The organism is Marinobacter sp. F4206 (assembly GCF_019392195.1).
Taxonomy (GTDB): domain Bacteria; phylum Pseudomonadota; class Gammaproteobacteria; order Pseudomonadales; family Oleiphilaceae; genus Marinobacter.
In genome coordinates this window covers 273751-288775 of sequence record NZ_JAHXKI010000002.1, presented here as the reverse complement: position 1 = coordinate 288775, position 15025 = coordinate 273751, and the positions used below count along the sequence as shown (strand labels likewise).

The following is a 15025-nucleotide window of genomic DNA, read 5'->3' as shown; positions in this document are numbered from 1 at the left end:
GTGCGAAGTACGGCCATCTGCTGGTGGCCTGTAAACGGCGGCAAAGCCAGCCAAACTGCATGATTTTCTGGAGGTGTAAGGGATGCGAAACCATGTTGTCGCAGGTATTGCAGCGGTTTTGTTCGGAATGTCCGGGCACGCCCTGTCCAAGGTATCGCCGGCCGAAGCCGAACGGCTCGAAAGCGAGCTGACACCTGTCGGTGCCGAGAGGGGGGGCAACACCTCCGGAAGCATTCCCGAGTGGACGGGGGGGCTTAAAACGCCACCGAAGTCCTGGGCGAAGGGGCAGATCGAGACGAACCCATTCCCCAACGACAGGGCCCTGTTCGTGATTACGGCCGAGAATTACCACCTCTATCGGGACAAGCTGTCTGCCGGGCATATCCGGATGCTTGAGCAATACGGGCCCGAGTTCTTTATGCCGGTCTATCGGACACGTCGAACGGCAGCGTTTCCCGAGCATGTTTACGACAAGTCCCGGAAGAATGCGGTTCAGGCAGAGCTCCTGGATAACGGGAATGGCGTTCGCAACACCATCATGACCAGCCCCTTCCCGATTCCTAAAAATGGCCTGGAAGTGATCTGGAACCACATCCTGCGTTATCGGGGCACCGAGGTGGCGTTCCGCAGCGCCTCTGCCACGCCGCAAACTAACGGTTCCTACAATCCGGTGGTAAACGACTACGAATATTTCTTTGCCTACAGCAAAAAAGGCGCGGAGCTTGAGGAGATCGACAACAAGATTTTCTACCTCAAGACCGATACCATTTCGCCATCGGCGCTTGCAGGAACCATCACCCTGGTGCACGAAACCCTGGACCAGATCCGCTCTCCCCGTCTGGCCTGGCGTTACGATGCCGGCTCCCGCAGGCTTCGCCGTTCGCCCAATCTTGCCTATGAGACAGATCTGCCCAATTCGTCATCCCTCCGCTCGGTTGACCAGAAGGACATGTATAACGGGGCGCCGAACCAGTACGACTGGACCCTGAAAGGCAAGCGGGAACTGTATGTTCCCTACAATGCCTACCTGCTGCACGACCAGGATGTCCAGGCTGACGATGTTATTCGGCCGAACCATATCAACCAGACCCTGACCCGTTATGAATTGCACCGGGTCTGGGTGGTGGAGGCAAAACGCCGCACCGGCATTGGTCACATCTATGATCGGCGGGTCTTTTACGTGGATGAGGATAGCTGGCAGATTCTGGCCTCCGAGGAGTACGACGAGGAGGGTAACCTGTGGCGTGTGTCGGAGGCTCATAACATCAGCTATTACAGTGAGCCGGTATTCTGGACTACCATGGAGATGACGTATGATCTCAAGGCCAATCGTTATTATGTCGATGGGCTGAGCGACGGTTTCCCGGCATATGATTTCAATCCGGGATTCCGTGGCAATGATTTCACTGCCTCGGCCGCCCGACGGGCCGCCCGCCGCTGATTGAGGTCGAGGTCTGGGGCCGGTTCATGCCGGCCCCCGCCCACCGATTCTCACAGGTATCCAAGAGGAGAAAATGACATGGCCGATCCCCAGTCCTATCTGGACCACGTCGATCAACTGATGGCCAGTATGGGGCGCGCCCTGAGCGATCAGGACTGGGATGAGCTTGCCCGGCTCAACGGTCAGGTCAGGCCGGCGGTTGAGCCTCTGATGGCAGCTCTGGAAGCGGGCACTGTGGCTGCCGAGCCGGTTCGCACCCGGCTTCAGGAGCTCCAGCAACTGGTTGACGCGGCCAATCAGGGCGCGACACGCGCCCGTCAGGAAGCGCAGGATGCCCTCAAAGGCGTTAACCAAAATAGTCACGCCGCCAAGGCGTATCAAAACATTTCTTCAAATCGTCCCAAATAGCGTCATAAAATTGACTCTGGCGTCCTTACAGTCTTAAATACCGCACGAATCCATCAAGAGATTTTTTGTGAATGTCCAAAAATAACAAGGTGCTGGTGCTGAGCGACAATGAGTCAAGACGCCGGGACATGGTCACGATTCTTGAATTCATTGGTGAAGAGGAAGTTGTTGCCGGTGATGACGCCCTGGCGCTCCTGAAATCCGGTGATGTCGATCATCTGGCCGACGTTGCAGTCGCCATCGTTAATGGCGAGGACAAAGGCGTGGTGGATACCGTCACGTCGATTTGCTCGGCCGTTCAGGGTTTACCGGTGCTGATGGTGGGAGATCCATCGCTCAAGGGTGCGTCCGACGAGCACACGGCCCGCGTCATTGCCCGCATGGAATGGCCCCTTAACTACACCAAGTTTGTTGACTCGCTGTACCGCGCACAGGTTTTCCGGGACCAGTACGGTCGCTCACGGGAGCGCGGTCAGCAGCGCGGTCTGCAGCTGTTTCGTAGCCTGGTGGGGACGTCCCGTAAGGTCCATCAGGTCCGGCAGCTGATGGAGCAGGTCGCGGATAAGGACGTCAGCGTCCTGATCACCGGTGAGTCCGGTACCGGCAAGGAAGTCGTTGCCCGCAACCTGCATTATCATTCTGCCCGCCGGGACAAGCCATTCGTTCCGGTCAACTGCGGAGCGATTCCCGCCGAACTTCTTGAAAGCGAACTGTTCGGCCACGAGAAGGGCGCGTTTACCGGCGCCATCACGGCGCGGGTCGGCCGGTTTGAGATGGCCGAAGGCGGCACCCTGTTCCTGGATGAAATCGGCGACATGCCGCTAAACATGCAGGTGAAAATTCTTCGTGTTCTTCAGGAGCGGACCTTCGAACGGGTGGGCAGTAACCGCACCCAGTCCGCCGATGTCCGGGTTATCGCGGCCACTCACAAGCACCTCGAGGACATGATCGAAACCGGCGATTTCCGGGAGGACCTGTACTACCGGCTGAACGTTTTTCCCATTGAAATGCCGTCGTTGCGGGAGCGGGTCGAGGATATTCCGCTGTTGATCAACGAACTGATTTCAAGAATGGAGAAGGAAAAGCGTGGCTCCCTGAGGATGAACTCGGCCGCGATCATGAGTTTGTGTCGTCATAACTGGCCGGGCAATGTGCGGGAACTGGCCAACCTGGTGGAACGCCTCGCGATCATGCACCCCTACGGCGTAATCGGGGTGCAGGAGTTGCCGAAGAAGTTCCGCTACGTCGACGACTATGATGAGAATCGACCGGTTGAGGATTCGGGCATGCCGTCCAGCGTGCCCGGCCTGATTGGTCTGGATGCCCCGGCGTTGCTGCCGGTTAACGGCATCGATCTCAAGGACTATCTCTCCAATCTTGAGAAGCAGCTGATTCAGCAGGCCCTGGATGAGGCTGGTGGCGTCGTTGCCCGGGCCGCCGAGAAACTGCGGATTCGGCGGACCACTCTGGTCGAAAAGGTTCGGAAGTATGGACTCAGGGAGGAGGAGTCCGAAGAAACCTGATCCCAGGCTCCCGATAACCCCGGATAGGACGGCGTCAAAGGTTTGTAACCTGCGGCGCCGTTCTCGTTTCTGGCCGACGTAAAACCGTCATCTGCGTTCTGTCTGATTTTCCTTCCCTTTGATATTGAAAGAAAAAGTTGAGTTGGCACGGTGCTGGCTTAAGTCCCTGAAAACGAATAATCCGAATGGTGCGGCCTAATGGTTGGGCCGGTCAGGGGGTAGAAGTGATGAGTCAGGCACATTCCGTTGTTCAATCCGACGCGCAAGAGACCCAGGCCAATGCGGCGGCGGACGTTAACGATAAGGTTACGGCGCTGTTTCCGCAGCAGGACGATGAGGCGGTGGATTCCGCACTGGAGCTGTTCAACCGGATGTCCCGGCAGATTACTGACTCCTATCGAACGCTCGAATCCCGGGTCAATCAGTTGTCCGGCGAGCTGACCCACGAGACGATGCAGCGCCAACAGGAGCTGGAAGCGAAGGAGGAGTTGGCGGACCGGTTGTCGACCCTGCTGACGGCGCTGCCGGCCGGGGTCGTGGTGCTCGACAGCCAGGGCGTGGTGACCCAGACCAACCCGGCCGCGATTGCCCTGCTGGGCGAACCCCTCGACGGCGAACGTTGGGTCGATGTGATTCAGCGCTGCTTTGCGCCTCGCCGGGATGATGGTCATGAAGTCTCGCTCAAGGACGGACGCCGGGTCAGCATTGAAATCCGGACCATGGAGAACCAACCCGGACAGCTGATTCTGCTGACCGACCTGACCGAAACCCGTCAATTGCAGTCGCAGCTGGCGCATGCCCAGCGCCTGTCGGCCATGGGCAAGATGGTGGCCTCTCTGGCGCACCAGATCCGCACGCCGCTGTCTGCCGCAATCCTGTACGGCGGCCATTTGAGCCAGGAAGACCTGGACGAGGAAATGCGGCAGCGCTGCGCATCCCGCCTGATGTCACGCCTTACTCATCTGGAACAACAGGTGCGTGACATGCTGATCTTTGCCCGGGGTGAGACCCGTCTGGCGGAAGAGCTGTCCGCCGTGACACTTGTCTCGGCACTCGATTCGGCAGTGGAAGGTCTGAAACTGGCCCCCGGCGCTGAGGTTTCGGTCATCGACGAGGTGCCGGAGGACAGCCGGTTGATGTGCAACCGGGACGCGCTGGTTGGCGCCTGCACCAATCTTGTCAATAACAGCCTTGAGGCCGGCGCCACAGCCGTCGCGGTCCAGGTGACGGCTGAACACGGCGACCTGGTGGTTCGCGTGGTCGATAACGGTCCGGGATTTGAGCGCTCCGACGCTGGTCGACTCATGGAGGCATTCTACACCACGAAGTCCCATGGTACGGGGCTGGGCCTGGCAGTGGTTCAGGCCGTGGTCAAGGCCCATCAGGGGCAGTTCCGCATTGAATCGCCGGAGCAGGGTGGTGCTGTCGCCACGCTGCGTTTACCGCAACTGAATAAAAACCACTGATCGGAGGCAACCATGGCCAAGGCCCAGATTCTGATTGTTGAGGATGACCATGACCTGCGTGAGGCACTGGTAACGACGCTGGAGCTAGCCCGGTTCCGGGTACGGGAGGCCTCAAACGCCCGGGAAGCGCTGGCTCGTCTGGCGGAAGCGCCGGTCGATATGGTGGTTAGCGATGTCAACATGCCGGGGCTGTCCGGCCATGAACTGCTCTCGGAAGTGCAGCGTCTGTATCCGGGCCTGCCCATGATGCTGATCACGGCCTACGGTCAGATCGATCATGCCGTGTCCGCCATGCAGGCGGGCGCCATCGATTACCTCGTCAAGCCATTTGAGCCCCAGGTTCTGGTAGAGGCGGTCAGCAAGGTGGTCGGTGGTGTGCGCCAGAAGTCCACCGACGCGCCTGTGGCAGAGGATCCGATCAGCAAGCGGATGTTCCAGCTGGCCACAAAGGTGGCTGGCAGTGATTCCACCGTGATGATTTCCGGTGAAAGTGGCACCGGCAAGGAAGTTCTGGCCCGGTATATCCATCAGCAATCCCCCCGGGCGGATCAGCCGTTCGTTGCCATAAACTGCGCGGCCATTCCCGAGAATATGCTGGAAGCGATTCTGTTTGGTCATGAAAAAGGGGCGTTTACCGGTGCCGTGGCGTCTTCGCCGGGTAAGTTCGAACAGGCCAATGGCGGCACCATCCTGCTGGATGAGATCTCTGAAATGGACCTGGGGCTGCAGTCCAAGCTCTTGAGGGTGTTGCAGGAGCGGGAAGTAGAACGCGTGGGTGGTCGCAAGACCATCGCTCTGGATGTCCGCGTGGTGGCCACGACGAACCGGGACCTCGGCGATTACGTTCGTGAAGGCAAGTTCCGGGAAGACCTGTATTACCGGCTGACGGTATTTCCCATGCACTGGCAGCCGCTGCGTGAGCGACCGCTGGATATCATGCCGTTGGCCTCGACGCTTCTGAAAAAACACTGCCGGAAAATGAAACTGACTGGCATTACCTTCGCCGCCGATGCGAAAAATGCCCTGATGGGTCATGCCTGGCCGGGCAACGTGCGGGAACTGGACAACGCCATCCAGAGGGCTCTGGTGCTCCATCAGGGCAATGTCATTCACGCCGGTGACCTGTGCCTGGAGCTTGGTATCACCGGTCGACCGGATGCGTCCACTGCGGTAGCGTTGACGCCGTCGTCGTCTCTTTCCGAACCTTCGCAGGCAGAGTCATATGCAGGTGAGCCGACCGTCAGTGACCACTCGCAAGCTGTGGAGGACGAGACCTTTGCCGCAGGATCCCTCGGCGATGATCTGAGGCAACAGGAGTTCCGTATTATTATCCAGACGCTCAAGCAGGAGCGTGGGCGTCGGAACCGCGCAGCCGAGCAGCTTGGCATCAGTCCACGGACCCTCCGTTACAAACTGGCTCAAATGCGCGACGCCGGGATCGATCTCGATTCCGAATTGGCAATGGCCTGACATCTGGCGAAGACTCCTTCATTGGGCACTCATTCGAGTGCCCTTTTTTTGTTGCCTCCCGGATACTCAATCCGTGCTGTCAAAAGACCGTCACAGGTCTATTTTTGATCGTCCTATAGTTATTTAAACTACTGAAATAATGGAATAAAAACTACTTGGCCTGGTCATTGCTAAACGATCTGTAACGAGAATTCCATGAGTAAGTCCGCCACCACTGGCGGCGGGATCGGGAGAGAGTTATGGTCCAGCGTGCCGACATCAATAGTGTTCTGTCCGACATCCGCTCACTGCGTTCACAGATGATGCAGAATCAGCAGATTCAGCAGGATCAGTCGGTGCGGGGTCGAATTGACGGTCCTCGCCAGGTTCAGGAAACCCAGGAGACACAGGAAGCGCCGAGTTTCAGCGACATGCTGGGCAAGGCGGTGAACAACGTGAACGAACTCCAGCAGAATACCAGTGAACTGCGCACGGCCTATGAGATGGGTGATCCCAATGTGGACATTACCAGGGTGATGATTGCTGCTCAGAAGTCCTCTGTCTCCTTCGAAGCGCTGACCCAGGTTCGAAACCGCGTGGTCCGGGCCTACGAAGACATCATGAACATGCCGATCTGATAACGGAGCAGAGAAATGGCCAGCGTTCCTGCAGAAACCTCCTCCCCGAATGTTCCCGCAGCCCAGGCGTCGGATGCGCCCGATAGCGGCAACGATATGTTTTTGGGGTTCAATCGCCTGAATCTGCTCCGGCAGATTGGCCTGATGGTTGGCCTCGCGGCCAGTGTGGCGCTGGGCGTTGCCGTCGTCCTGTGGGCGCAGGAGCCGAATTACCAGCCGGTTGTGGGGGATCTGTCCTCTTACAACCCGCAGGACGTCACCACCATTCTCGAGAGCAATGGCATCGACTACAAGATGGATCCCCGGAGCGGCGCGCTCCTGGTGCCATCGGACCAGGTCTACAATGCTCGCCTGAAACTTGCGGCCGAAGGCGTGACCGACCAGAAAACCATGGGCTTTGAACTGCTGGACCAGGAGCGCGGTCTGGGTACTTCCCAGTTCATGGAAACCGTCAGTTATCGCCGTGGCCTCGAGGGCGAACTTGCCCGCACGATTGGCGCCATGCGCGGGGTGCGCAGCGCACGTGTTCACCTGGCCATTCCCGAGCGCTCGGTGTTTGTCCGCGATGCCCGTGAACCCTCGGCTTCCGTATTCCTGGAAGTCTTCGCCGGGCGTCGTCCGGAGCAGGAGCAAATCAATGCAGTCGTGAACCTGGTGGCCGGCAGCATTCCCATGATGAAAAAAGACAACGTCACCGTGGTGGATCAGAACGGCAGCCTGCTGACCGGTATGGACGGGAAAGGCGACACCGATCGAATGGAGGACCAGTACGAGTACACCTCCAAGGTTGAGGAACGCCTGACCCGGCGGGTGGCGTCGCTGATCGCGCCGATCGTTGGGGAGGGCCGCTACCGTGCCGAGGTGTCTGCGGATCTGGACTTTTCATCGGTGGAACAGGCTGAAGAGCTGTTCAATCCGGAGCAGCAGGCGGTTCGTAGCGAGCGGGAAATGAGCGAACAGCGGGTTCCCGGAGGCGGTCCCCTTGGCATCCCGGGCGCCTTGTCCAATCAGCCGCCGGCCGATGCTGCCGTGCCCGAACAGGCCGACAACGCTCAGGACGAGGAAGGCGGACAGGCCAGCCAGCCGGTGGATGTGCGTCGGGAGTCGACCCGTAATTACGAGATGGATCGCACGGTCAGCTATGTCCGTCAGGAACTGGGCCGCATCAAGCGGGTGACCGTTGCCCTGGCGGTGGACGACATGAAAGTAGTCGACCCCCAGACTGGTGAGATGAGTTATCAGCCGTGGCCGGAACAGGAGCTGCAGCGTCTCAGTATGCTGGTGCGTGATGCGGTCGGTTATTCCGCCGCCCGAGGCGACAGTGTTACGGTGATGAATACGGCCTTTGCACCCGAGGAGTCCATTGAATTCGAAGCGCCAGGCTTCTGGGAACAGCCCTGGTTCTGGGACCTGATGAAACAGGTGTTGGCGGGGCTGGTGATTCTGGTTCTGGTGCTTGGTCTGTTGCGCCCGACTCTGAAGAGCCTGTCCGGTGGTGGCCAGCGTGAACGGGGCGAAGGGTCTGGTGACCGTGGCTACGGAGAGTTGGACAGCATCGAGGGCGGCGACGAACTGCGCGAGGCCATGTCGTCACAGGATGACCTGCTTTTGCCGGGCGCGACGGACAGCTATGATAGGCAGCTTAATGCATTGAAAGGCCTGATTGCAGAGGACCCGGCCCGGGTGGCCCAGGTCATGCGCCAGTGGGTGAACGTCGATGACTGATCAAGACAACCAGCAGGGCGTTGCTGCGCCCCAGAAACCGCAGCGTAAGATCCCGCGCGTCGAGCAGGCCGCCATTCTGTTGATGTCTCTGGGTGAGGCGGATGCGGCTCAGGTTCTGAAGCACATGGGCCCGAAGGAGGTTCAGCGCGTCGGGGTGGCTATGGCCCAGATGAAGGACGTCAGTAAAGACGATGTCACCTTCGTACTGAACCAGTTCGTGGACGCCGTGGGCGGACAGACCGGCCTCGGTGTCGGCAACGACGATTACATTCGCGCCATGCTGACCCAGGCGTTGGGCGACGACAAAGCCGCCAGTCTGATCGATCGTATTCTGATCGGGGGCAACACCACGGGTCTCGATACCCTCAAGTGGATGGAGCCCCGGGCCGTCGGTGACATTATCCGGTACGAGCACCCGCAGATTCAGGCCATCGTGATTTCCTATCTGGATCCGGACCAGGCCGCCGAAATTCTGGCAACGCTGGACGACAAGGTTCGTCTGGACGTCATGATGCGTGTGGCGTCCCTGGAAAGTATCCAGCCCCAGGCGTTGCAGGAATTGAACGACATTCTCGAGAAGCAGTTCTCCGGTGGTTCCGCGGCCCAGACCAGCCGCATTGGCGGTATCAAGCGGGCAGCAGACATCATGAACTTCATGGACCGCAGTATTGAAGGCAACCTGATGGATTCGATCAAGGACATGGATCCCGATCTGGCGTCGACCATTGAAGACCTGATGTTTGTCTTTGATAACTTGAAGGATATTGACGACCGGGGCATCCAGGCACTGCTGCGAGAAGTTTCCTCGGAAGTTCTGGTGGTTGCGCTCAAGGGCGCTGATGACGCTGTCCAGGACAAGATTTTCAAGAACATGTCCAAGAGGGCGGCCGAGTTGCTGCAGGATGATCTCGAAGCGAAGGGCCCGGTCAAGGTCAGCGAAGTCGAGGCGGCCCAGAAAGACATTATTACGGTTGCCCGGCGGATGGCAGAAGCGGGTGAGATCTCACTCGGTGGTGCCGGCGAAGAAATGATGTGATGAAAGACTCCACCAAGGATCTCAACCGGATTCCCAAGGAACAGCTCACAGCCTACGAACGCTGGGAGCTGCCGCTGCTGGACGGCCAGGGCAACGAAGTTGCCCGGGAAGAGGAGCGGAACGTAAAGCCCCTGACGGCCGCCGACATCAGCGAAATTCGCAGGGCGGCCAGAGAAGACGGTTTTAACGAGGGCCGGGAAGAAGGTTATCAGGCCGGCTTGGCCGAAGGTCGGGAGCAGGGCCACGAGGAGGGTCTGCAAGCCGGCAAGGATGAAGGCCGCGAACAGGGTGAAAAGAAGGGTTACGAGGACACCCGCAAGGAAATGGATACCAGGCTCGACCGTCTGGAACATCTGATGGGTGAATTGCTGTTGCCGATCCGCCGCCATGAGGACGAGATCGAGGGCGCGCTGGTGAACCTCACCACGGTTCTGGCCCGCGCAGTGGTGTTCAGGGAACTGACCATCGATTCCTCGCAAATTCGGAGCGTTGTCCGCAGGGCCCTCGAGGCGTTGCCTTCGACCGCCGAGAACCTCCGTGTACATATCCATCCGGACGACGGTGAGCTGGTCCGCGAGGTGACGGCACGTCTGGAAACCCAGGCATCCATTATTGAAGACGATGACGTCCTACCTGGGGGCTGCCGGGTCGAAACCCGGCACAGCCTGGTGGATTTCACCGTCGAGAAACGGTTCCAGCGGGCTGTACAAAGCATGCTGGAACAACAGTCGGAAGAGGCCGTGGCCGCAGAAGCCGAGGATGTGGACGCCCTGATGGGAGACCTGACCGATTTTCAGCGCGATGTGCTGAATTCGACCGATGCCGGAGAAGCGGTCGAGTCCGGGCACCCGGACGAGAGCGGCGATGACAGGGGTGAGGGCGATGACCTCACGTCTGGCTGATCGCTTAAACCGGTTCCAGGACTTTATCGGGAGCGATCCGGGCCCCGAACTCTCCGGGCGTCTGACCCGGATGGTCGGGCTGACGCTGGAATGTGTTGGGTGCCCCATGGTGGTTGGTGACCGCTGCGTTATCCAGGGTCAGGGCTCAGGAAGCGTTGAAGCCGAAGTGGTTGGTTTTGAGGACGACAAGGTCTACCTGATGCCACTGACCGCCATCGAGGGCCTCAGGCCCGGTGCCCGGGTTGTGCCGGTTTCGGCGGCCAGTCGGGTGCCGGTCGGGCCGCAGATGCTTGGTCGCGTGGTGGACGGCAGCGGTGAGCCCCTTGATGGCAAGGGGCCCTTGCAGGCCGAGGCCCGTGTGGCCCTGTCCGGCGACATCATCAACCCCCTGAACCGGGCTCCGGTCCGGGAATCCATGGACGTGGGCATTCGCGCGATCAATTCGCTGCTGACGGTGGGCCAGGGCCAGCGCCTGGGCCTGTTTGCCGGCAGTGGTGTGGGCAAGAGTATGCTGTTGGGCATGATGACCCGGTTCACCGATGCCGATATCACTGTGGTCGGTCTCATCGGCGAGCGGGGGCGTGAGGTCAAGGAGTTCATCGAGGATATTCTGGGTGAAGAGGGCCTGTCCCGCTCCGTGGTGGTTGCCTCCCCGGCTGACGATTCTCCCCTGATGCGCCTGCGCGCCGCGATGCTCACCACCCGCATTGCCGAGTATTACCGCGATCAGGGCAAGCGGGTTCTGTTGCTGATGGATTCGCTGACCCGCTATGCCCAGGCCCAGCGCGAGATTGCCCTGGCGGTGGGTGAGCCGCCGGCCACCAAGGGCTATCCGCCCTCGGTCTTTGCAAAGTTACCGCAATTGGTTGAACGTACCGGCAACGGCCGGCCGGGTGGTGGCTCAATCACGGCGTTCTACACGGTTCTGACCGAAGGGGACGACCAGCAGGATCCGATTGCAGACGCGGCCCGCGCCATTCTGGATGGCCACATCGTGTTGTCCCGCCGGTTGGCCGAGGAAGGCCATTACCCCGCCATTGATGTGGAAGCCTCTATCAGCCGGGTCATGCCTCAGGTCACCGGGACGGAGCACTTTTCACGGGCCCAGCGTTTTAAACAGGTCTATTCCCGCTACCAGCAGGCGCGTGATCTGATCAGTGTCGGGGCTTATGTCAAAGGCTCGGATCCGGAAACCGATTTTGCCATCGCGCACATTGGCAATATGGGTCAGTTCCTGCAACAGGGTTTGAACGAAAGTGCTCCGTTACAGGAGAGCATTGATCAATTGTTGGCGGTCGTGCCAGAGCGCCGCTCTCCTGACCGTCTGAAGTCAGCAGCGCCCAATAATCAGGTTAACGCAGGCAGAGGTAATGGCTGATGCTGCGTTCCCGGCGACTGGAAGTGGTGCTGTCCCTTGAGGAGCGTAAGGAGCAGGAGGCCCTTGAACGGATGGGCGAGGCCAGAAATCTGGCGGAGCAGCAGCGGGAGCAGGTCGACAACCTGAACCGGTATCAGCAGGAATACCGCGACCAGATTCGAAGCAATCAGAACGGTGTGGTACCGGTGAGTCGACTGCAAGCCTGGCAAGCGTTCATCGCCCAGCTGGATCAGGTAATTCTGCAGCAGCAAAAACAACTGGATCAGGCGGAGCAGGTGTTCGAGACCCGCCGGCTTGAGTGGCAACAGGCCTGGGAGCGCCGGCGAGGGATGGAAAAATACATTAAAACCTGTCGCCGCCAGGAACAGCGTGAACAGGACCTGCGAGAGCAGAAACTGGCTGACGAGGCTGCCGGTCGCGCCTTCACTCGCCGCCAACGATAAATATTGCCCTGCATCAATTCGCCACGGATGCAATTCAGGCGGGTTGGGCTATCCTTACCCGAAGATGAACCATGCAATACTCGGCGGTCAACGCTGCCCAGATTACCTTCGGAGGTTTCGGAATGCCGATTCAGACACGTCGCGGAGAGGATAGCCAGACCCTGATTATCAGTATCGAAGGCCGTTTTGATTTCAGCACCCACCAGGCCTTCCGCGATGCCTATGAGCATGGCGACCAATCAATCCGCAACTACGTTGTAGATCTGTCTGAAACCACCTATCTGGATAGTTCCGCACTGGGAATGTTGCTGTTGCTGAGGGATTACGCGGGCGGCGACGGTGCCCGTATTGTCATCGAAAACTGCAACAACGACGTTCGCCGTATTCTGTCCATCTCCAATTTCGAGCAGCTGTTCGCCATCAGGTGATCCTCTCGCACGGTCCGGGGAACTCATTGTGGAAGAGTCTGTTGCCGAATCGCGGGCGCTCAGGATTCTTATCGCCGATGACAGCGACACCGATCGCCTGATTCTCAAAACACTGGTAAAACGACTCGGCCACGACGTTTTTGATGCCTGTAATGGTGAGGAGGCGGTAAGGCTGTTCCGGGAGTCCGCCCCGGATATTGTACTGCTGGATGCGCTCATGCCGGTCATGGATGGTATGGAAGCGGCGCGTCAAATCAAGCGGCTGGCCGGGGAGCGAATGGTCCCCCTGATCTTTCTGACCTCACTCTCCGAGGCGGGGGAACTGGCGCGCTGCCTGGATGCGGGCGGCGATGATTTTTTGAGCAAGCCGTACAATCGAATCATCATAGAGGCCAAAATCAACGCCTTCAATCGCATGCGGCTTATGCACCAAGCCCTTTCGGATCAGCGGGATCTGATCAGGGAGCGCAATCAGCAGCTGCTGGAGGAGCAGGAAGTCGCCAAACGGGTTTTTGACAACGTAGCCCACACCGGTTGTCTCGACGCCTTCAATATACGCTATCACGCCTCACCACTGACCATCTTCAACGGTGATGTTCTGTTCGCCGCACCGCGCCCGGCGGGCGGCATGCTGATCTTTATCGGCGATTTCACGGGGCACGGGCTGCCTGCGGCCATTGGCGCCATGCCGATGGCCGAGATCTTTTATGGCATGGCCGGCAAAGGCTTCAAGAGTGCCGATGTGCTCAGGGAGATTAACCAGAAGCTCAGGCAGATTCTCCCCACCGGCATGTTCTGCTGTGGTGGGATGATTGAGGCGGATTTCAAGCTCAATCAGCTGCTCTTCTGGAATGGTGGTTTGCCGGATGGCTGGCTGGTCCGGACAACGGGTGAGCATCAGGTCTTGCCGTCCCGGCATCTGCCATTGGGCATTCTGGCGCCGGATCAATTCGACGCCGAGATGGAAACGCTGGTCGCGAGGCCCGGTGACCGCTTGCTGATGATGACAGACGGATTTCTGGAGTCCCGTAATGCCGCGGGCGAAACCTTTGGAGAGGCTGGCATTACCCGGGCATTGGAGTCCCGGGATGATGGTCAGCACCCCTTCGATGCGGTGATGGGCGCCGTGCATCAGTTTACGGGCGCCCACGAGGACGGTGATGACCTCACCCTGTGCTGCCTTGAAATGGTGGACGAAGCGGGCATTTCAGCGATTCCGGACCGGGCTCCGCCATCGGCACGACCCGGGCCGACCGAGTGGCACTGTGTCTATGAAATCCGTGAGCGCACGTTAGGGGATTTCAGTCCCTTGCCGCTGTTGCTGCACATCTGTATGGAAGTGCCGGGGCTTCGGCGCAAGAGTGGCGAAATCTACACCTTGCTCGCGGAGCTCTACAATAACGCCCTCGAGCATGGGGTGTTGGCATTGCCGTCGGACTGGAAACACTCCCGCGAGGGGTTTGGGCGCTACTATGAAGAGCGCCGGCGCAGGCTGGCGCGGATTGAGGGGCATTACATCCGCTTCAGCCTTCACCATTCCATGAAACCCTCGGGCGGCCGATTACGTGTCATTTGTGAGGACAGCGGGCCGGGTTTTGATTTCAGGAACCATCCGGTGCTGGGCGAGGAAGGTAAGCCGGGAGTAGCTGCAAGGTACGCTGGGCGAGGGCTGTTGCTGTTGAAACGGTTGTCAGAATCCGTCACCTTCCACCAACGGGGTAATCATGTCGAAATCATCTACGACTGGGATTTTTCCGGGGCCTCGCCGGATCAGGCGTCAACACACCGGTGATATCCGGTACAAAGACAGGGGGTTGGTATGAGCAAAACACCACACCTTGACGAAGAAGCACTGGCTGAGCTTCAGGACGTCATGGATGATGAGTTTGAAGTATTGATACACACCTTTCTGAACGATTCCCGCGAGCGAATTGCGGGGCTGAAACAGGCGGTAAACGGGCAGGACGCCGATGCACTGGCCCACATGGCTCATAGCTTCAAGGGCAGCTGCATCAACATCGGGGCGCCCCAGCTGGGTGAGCTCTGCCGGGTTGCCGAAAATGCCGGAAAGGAACAGCGACTGGACGACGCGCCCGCTACGGTGGATGCCATTGAGTCCGAGTTCCGCAACGTCACTGGCATGCTGGAGAATCTGCTGGTCCGGTGATGCTTTAAAACCGTCTGGCAT

The 15025-nt window shown here is 59.2% G+C and carries 14 protein-coding genes; all 14 read left to right on the top strand.

The window, feature by feature from the left end:
- The first annotated feature begins 82 nt into the window (after nucleotides 1-82).
- Nucleotides 83-1441, top strand: coding sequence for a DUF1329 domain-containing protein (locus tag KZO34_RS03615; RefSeq protein ID WP_219473505.1), 1359 nt, complete (start codon nucleotides 83-85; stop codon nucleotides 1439-1441).
- 78 nt (nucleotides 1442-1519) lie between these two features.
- Entirely contained in the window at nucleotides 1520-1849 is a 330-nt protein-coding gene (locus KZO34_RS03610; protein ID WP_219473503.1) for an SOS cell division inhibitor, read from the top strand.
- A gap of 71 nt (nucleotides 1850-1920) precedes the next feature.
- Nucleotides 1921-3372, top strand: a complete 1452-nt coding sequence (locus KZO34_RS03605) for a sigma-54 dependent transcriptional regulator (RefSeq protein ID WP_219473501.1) — start codon at nucleotides 1921-1923, stop codon at nucleotides 3370-3372.
- Nucleotides 3373-3599: 227 nt separating this feature from the next.
- Nucleotides 3600-4838, top strand: coding sequence for a sensor histidine kinase (locus tag KZO34_RS03600; RefSeq protein WP_219473500.1), 1239 nt, complete (start codon nucleotides 3600-3602; stop codon nucleotides 4836-4838).
- Between the two features lie 12 nt (nucleotides 4839-4850).
- The gene (locus KZO34_RS03595; RefSeq protein WP_219473499.1) at nucleotides 4851-6308 is read left to right on the top strand and encodes a sigma-54-dependent transcriptional regulator; all 1458 of its coding nucleotides are present in this window, start codon (nucleotides 4851-4853) and stop codon (nucleotides 6306-6308) included.
- Between the two features lie 239 nt (nucleotides 6309-6547).
- Nucleotides 6548-6925 carry a flagellar hook-basal body complex protein FliE gene (gene fliE / locus KZO34_RS03590; RefSeq protein ID WP_219473498.1) on the top strand — a complete coding sequence of 126 codons (378 nt, stop codon included), beginning with the start codon at nucleotides 6548-6550 and terminating at the stop codon, nucleotides 6923-6925.
- Nucleotides 6926-6940: 15 nt separating this feature from the next.
- Nucleotides 6941-8650, top strand: coding sequence for a flagellar basal-body MS-ring/collar protein FliF (gene fliF, locus KZO34_RS03585; RefSeq protein WP_219473497.1), 1710 nt, complete (start codon nucleotides 6941-6943; stop codon nucleotides 8648-8650).
- Nucleotides 8643-9686 (top strand): flagellar motor switch protein FliG, encoded by a 1044-nt coding sequence (gene fliG / locus KZO34_RS03580; RefSeq protein ID WP_219473496.1) that lies wholly within the window; start codon nucleotides 8643-8645, stop codon nucleotides 9684-9686. The genes fliF and fliG overlap by 8 nt, the downstream gene beginning before the upstream one ends.
- Nucleotides 9686-10588: a flagellar assembly protein FliH gene (locus tag KZO34_RS03575; protein WP_219473495.1), complete on the top strand. Its 903-nt coding sequence runs from the start codon at nucleotides 9686-9688 to the stop codon at nucleotides 10586-10588. The genes fliG and KZO34_RS03575 overlap by 1 nt, the downstream gene beginning before the upstream one ends.
- Nucleotides 10569-11966 carry a flagellar protein export ATPase FliI gene (gene fliI, locus KZO34_RS03570; RefSeq protein ID WP_219473494.1) on the top strand — a complete coding sequence of 466 codons (1398 nt, stop codon included), beginning with the start codon at nucleotides 10569-10571 and terminating at the stop codon, nucleotides 11964-11966. Before KZO34_RS03575 ends, fliI begins: the two co-directional genes overlap by 20 nt.
- Nucleotides 11966-12409, top strand: coding sequence for a flagellar export protein FliJ (fliJ, locus tag KZO34_RS03565; RefSeq protein WP_219473493.1), 444 nt, complete (start codon nucleotides 11966-11968; stop codon nucleotides 12407-12409). Before fliI ends, fliJ begins: the two co-directional genes overlap by 1 nt.
- A 122-nt stretch (nucleotides 12410-12531) precedes the next feature.
- Nucleotides 12532-12837 carry an STAS domain-containing protein gene (locus KZO34_RS03560; protein WP_219473490.1) on the top strand — a complete coding sequence of 102 codons (306 nt, stop codon included), beginning with the start codon at nucleotides 12532-12534 and terminating at the stop codon, nucleotides 12835-12837.
- 28 nt (nucleotides 12838-12865) lie between these two features.
- The gene (locus KZO34_RS03555) at nucleotides 12866-14629 is read left to right on the top strand and encodes a PP2C family protein-serine/threonine phosphatase (protein ID WP_219473489.1); all 1764 of its coding nucleotides are present in this window, start codon (nucleotides 12866-12868) and stop codon (nucleotides 14627-14629) included.
- 27 nt (nucleotides 14630-14656) lie between these two features.
- Nucleotides 14657-15004, top strand: a complete 348-nt coding sequence (locus tag KZO34_RS03550) for an Hpt domain-containing protein (protein ID WP_219473488.1) — start codon at nucleotides 14657-14659, stop codon at nucleotides 15002-15004.
- The last annotated feature ends 21 nt before the right edge of the window (nucleotides 15005-15025 follow it).

What these genes read in the sequence shown, in the direction of transcription:
- KZO34_RS03615 (WP_219473505.1), top strand. Translation starts at nt 83, where the DNA reads ATGCGAAACCATGTTGTCGCAGGTATTGCAGCGGTTTTGTTCGGAATG.
- KZO34_RS03610 (WP_219473503.1), top strand. Translation starts at nt 1,520, where the DNA reads ATGGCCGATCCCCAGTCCTATCTGGACCACGTCGATCAACTGATGGCC.
- KZO34_RS03605 (WP_219473501.1), top strand. Translation starts at nt 1,921, where the DNA reads ATGTCCAAAAATAACAAGGTGCTGGTGCTGAGCGACAATGAGTCAAGA.
- KZO34_RS03600 (WP_219473500.1), top strand. Translation starts at nt 3,600, where the DNA reads ATGAGTCAGGCACATTCCGTTGTTCAATCCGACGCGCAAGAGACCCAG.
- KZO34_RS03595 (WP_219473499.1), top strand. Translation starts at nt 4,851, where the DNA reads ATGGCCAAGGCCCAGATTCTGATTGTTGAGGATGACCATGACCTGCGT.
- fliE (WP_219473498.1), top strand. Translation starts at nt 6,548, where the DNA reads ATGGTCCAGCGTGCCGACATCAATAGTGTTCTGTCCGACATCCGCTCA.
- fliF (WP_219473497.1), top strand. Translation starts at nt 6,941, where the DNA reads ATGGCCAGCGTTCCTGCAGAAACCTCCTCCCCGAATGTTCCCGCAGCC.
- fliG (WP_219473496.1), top strand. Translation starts at nt 8,643, where the DNA reads ATGACTGATCAAGACAACCAGCAGGGCGTTGCTGCGCCCCAGAAACCG.
- KZO34_RS03575 (WP_219473495.1), top strand. Translation starts at nt 9,686, where the DNA reads ATGAAAGACTCCACCAAGGATCTCAACCGGATTCCCAAGGAACAGCTC.
- fliI (WP_219473494.1), top strand. Translation starts at nt 10,569, where the DNA reads ATGACCTCACGTCTGGCTGATCGCTTAAACCGGTTCCAGGACTTTATC.
- fliJ (WP_219473493.1), top strand. Translation starts at nt 11,966, where the DNA reads ATGCTGCGTTCCCGGCGACTGGAAGTGGTGCTGTCCCTTGAGGAGCGT.
- KZO34_RS03560 (WP_219473490.1), top strand. Translation starts at nt 12,532, where the DNA reads ATGCCGATTCAGACACGTCGCGGAGAGGATAGCCAGACCCTGATTATC.
- KZO34_RS03550 (WP_219473488.1), top strand. Translation starts at nt 14,657, where the DNA reads ATGAGCAAAACACCACACCTTGACGAAGAAGCACTGGCTGAGCTTCAG.